General features: G+C 37.7%; 3 protein-coding genes. 2 read left to right on the top strand and 1 reads right to left on the bottom strand.

Features of this window, described 5'->3' with window-relative positions; translation table 11 throughout:
• A partial coding sequence (locus ACE3RB_RS19825) for an SUMF1/EgtB/PvdO family nonheme iron enzyme (RefSeq protein WP_374465787.1) occupies positions 1-1,289 on the top strand: 1,289 nt, incomplete at its 5' end.
• 157 nt (positions 1,290-1,446) lie between these two features.
• Positions 1,447-2,718, top strand: coding sequence for a UDP-N-acetylmuramoyl-tripeptide--D-alanyl-D-alanine ligase (gene murF / locus ACE3RB_RS19820; protein WP_374465786.1), 1,272 nt, complete (start codon positions 1,447-1,449; stop codon positions 2,716-2,718).
• A 152-nt stretch (positions 2,719-2,870) separates the two neighbouring features.
• On the opposite strand, the gene ACE3RB_RS19815 is transcribed toward murF, so the two are convergent.
• Positions 2,871-3,482, bottom strand: a complete 612-nt coding sequence (locus ACE3RB_RS19815; protein ID WP_374465785.1) for an NUDIX hydrolase — start codon at positions 3,480-3,482, stop codon at positions 2,871-2,873.
• Between the last annotated feature and the right edge of the window lie 74 nt (positions 3,483-3,556).

Here is a 3,556-nt window from a genome sequence, read left to right as displayed (position 1 = left end):
CTAACTACGAATACCGCGAATACCTTACATGGTTGAAGTATGTATTCCCACCAAGTGACCCGAGTTTTAAGGAAATCTATAACGGTGCTTTACCGGATACCTTATTATGGGACAACAAATTAGCTAGAAACGATTATAATGAAACGTATCTGCGTTCTCCGGAATTCGATTACTACCCTGTAGTAGGAGTTTCCTGGACTCAGGCAAACAGATACTGCGAATGGCTGTCAGACAGAGCGAACGAAAAAGCTTTGATGCAGGCTGGTATTATTGCTAAAGATTTATATATCAATGAATCTAACAACCAGGGTGGAACAGCATTCAATATGGATAAATTCAAATCGAATGATCCTGAAATGCAGGGGTACATCAATGAGAAAAGAATGCAGCAAAAAACCGGTATGAAAACCACAAACCAGAGATTGCTTGCTGCTAACAGAGCTCCTAATGCTGCCATGGTACAGAAGTTCAGACTTCCTACCGAAGTAGAATGGGAATATGCTGCCCTAGGTATGGCTAAAAACAGAGAATATAACCAATACCTTGGTAAGAAGCCTCAAATCGAAAGATTAAGAGGTACTAAAGGAAGAGACAGAGGAATGTTCCTTGAAAACTTCAAAATGGGTAAAGGTGACTATTCCGGTATCGCAGGATGGAAAAACGACGGATCAGCTCAGACTTCTGATGTAAGACAATACCCATCTAACGACTTAGGAATTTACGGTATGTACGGTAACGTGTCTGAATGGACAGCTGACGTTTACAGACCTATCATTGACGAAGATTACAACGACTTCAATTACTATAGAGGAAATATGCCTCAGGCTATCGTAAGAAACGGAGACGGAACTTATAAAATGATCGACGAAGGTAGCATCAAATATGATACATTGGCTGACGGAAGATTAGTGTACAAAGGACTTCCGGGGCAATTCGAAAGACAAACTATCGCTGACTACAGAAACTACAGAGACGGGGACAGACAATCTTCTTTAGAATATTACAGAGTATCTGATTCTACTGATTCATATGACATGTACAACTCTCCTAAGAAAAGTTTTGTTGTAGATGCAAACGGTAGAGTGAAGCTGCAGAAAGATACTAAAGAAAGAACTTCAGGAATTTCTAACGATGTTAGAGTAGTAAAAGGAGGTTCCTGGCAGGACACAGCTTACTGGCTGGATCCGGGACAAAGAAGATATAAAAACCAAAACAAAGCTTATGGTTGGATAGGTTTCCGTGTTGCACAGGATGCCAGAACTAACGATAAGAGTAGAACTAGAAGATAATATTTATCAAAAAAATACTTTAAAAAAACCTTCCGGATTTCCGGAAGGTTTTTTATTTTTGAACCATGAAATCGCCCTGGCTAAAAAGTCTGAAGCACTTGTATAGATTTGGTGATTGCATCTGACTTCTTTAAAAAAAATATACATATATTTCCAGATGAATATAGAACAGTTTTATCCTTTATTTCTGCAGGCAGCAAAAGTAACCATTGACAGCAGAAAAATAGCAGAGAATGATATTTTCTTTGCCTTTTCCGGTGAGAATTTCAATGCAGCGACCCTGGCGGAAAAAGCCATTGATGACGGAGCTTTGGCCGTAATTGTTGAACTTCCGGAATTTGAAAACAGAGATAAAAATATTTTCTATGTTCCATCGACTCTTGAGTTTTTACAGCAGCTGGCAATTTACCACAGAAGAAAACTTTCCATTCCTTTTATTGGACTTACGGGAAGCAACGGAAAGACGACCACAAAGGAGCTGATTCATGCTGTTCTTTCAGAAAAATTTAATGTACAGTATACATCAGGAAATCTGAATAACCATATCGGAGTTCCATTGACTATTCTTTCTATAAAGCCTGAGCATGAGATGGCAGTGATTGAAATGGGAGCCAACCATCAGAAAGAAATTGAATTTCTGTGTACCATCTCACAGCCTGATTTCGGATACATTACCAATTTTGGAAAAGCACATCTGGAGGGATTCGGGGGCTTTGAAGGTGTGATAAAAGGAAAGTCTGAGCTGTATGATTATCTTAAAAATAACAGCAGAACGATTGTTGTAAATGAAAACGATCCTATCCAGCTGGAGAAAACTGAAAATTACTCTTCTAAAATTACTTTCGGGAAAGAGACTTCCAATTACAATTTTGAATCATTCTCAGAGGAACATTTTGTAGGATTGACGTATCAGGGAGTAAAAGCCGTTTCAAAACTGACAGGGGAATATAATTTTACCAATCTTTGCGCAGCCGCAAGCTTGGGGCTTCATTTTGGAATCAGTTTTGAAAAAATAAAACATGCGCTGGAGCTTTATACCCCTACTAATATGAGATCTCAGGTTGTGAAAAAAGAGGGGAGAACTCTGGTTCTGGATACATATAATGCCAATCCGAGTTCTATGACCGCTTCTTTAAATAACTTTATCAGTTTTGAAGGCAGTAAAACCATTATTATCGGAGATATGCTGGAATTGGGTGATGAGAGTCAGAAAGAGCATCAGAACATCTTAAAACTGGCTCAGGATCTTCATTTCGATGAGATTATCACTGTAGGAAAACATTTCAAGGCTGTCAATTCTTCAGATCTTGCTTTTGAAAACACAACGGAACTGATAGAATATTTGAAACTGAATAAAATTCAAACTGAAAATATACTGTTGAAAGGCTCCAGAGGAATTGCTCTTGAGAAGCTGATCGACTTTATTTAGAGTAAGGAAGCTGGAAGAAAGAAGTTCCTGAACACAATAGGAGAGTGTTCTCTTTTTTATTCAACTTTATGAATTTTCATTGATAAATAAACACTTGAAGAAGTAAATGGCCGGATAGTAACTTCCAGCCTCCTTCTTCCAGCTTCCGGCTTTTAAGATTTCTTCAAATCCCAGAATTCTCTTACAATCAGTTTAATATTTTTAAAAGTACTTGGAAAAACTTCATTCTCAATTTCTGATGTTGTTTTCCAGGCTACTTCAGTAATACCTTCTTCTATCTGTGGCTTTGAAGTATCTTCTCCGTCGAAGTTCATTTCAAACCAGTGGGTACACTTCAGGATTTTTTCACCATTTCTTTCTACGTAGATGTGATAAGTCGTATTGATGAATTTTACAAGCTCTACGTCGCTCAGACCTGTTTCTTCTTCTATTTCCCGAACGGCGGATTCTTCCCTGGACTCCCCCTTTTCCATCTTACCCTTGGGAAGGTCCCATTTGCCCAGTCTTCTGATGAAGAGAATCTTACCCTCAGGATTATTAACAAGACCTCCTGCAGCCTCTATAATTCTGAAAAGTTTCTGGAATTCCAGCCAGATTTCGTCTAAATTCTCTCCATATACATTCAGTTCCTGTACCGAAGTATTCTCCAGAAGATCCAATGCGATCTCTAAAGTTGTATAATTTTCATACCTAAGCTTTTTTTCAAGTTCTTCAGGATGCTTAGATATCAATAATTTTTTTTCGTTGACAAAAACTTTATACATTTGTAATAGTTAAGAATTTAAATACAAAAATAAAAAATGAATTTAGAAGGACGAAAGATTATTGTCAATAAATC

The organism is Chryseobacterium sp. (assembly GCF_041914225.1).
Classification (GTDB): domain Bacteria; phylum Bacteroidota; class Bacteroidia; order Flavobacteriales; family Weeksellaceae; genus Chryseobacterium.
This window is presented reverse-complemented; position numbering and strand designations above follow the sequence as displayed.

Excerpts from the sequence above, each read along its gene's own strand:
- murF (WP_374465786.1), top strand. The coding sequence starts at position 1,447 with ATGAATATAGAACAGTTTTATCCTTTATTTCTGCAGGCAGCAAAAGTA.
- ACE3RB_RS19815 (WP_374465785.1), bottom strand. The coding sequence starts at position 3,482 with ATGTATAAAGTTTTTGTCAACGAAAAAAAATTATTGATATCTAAGCAT.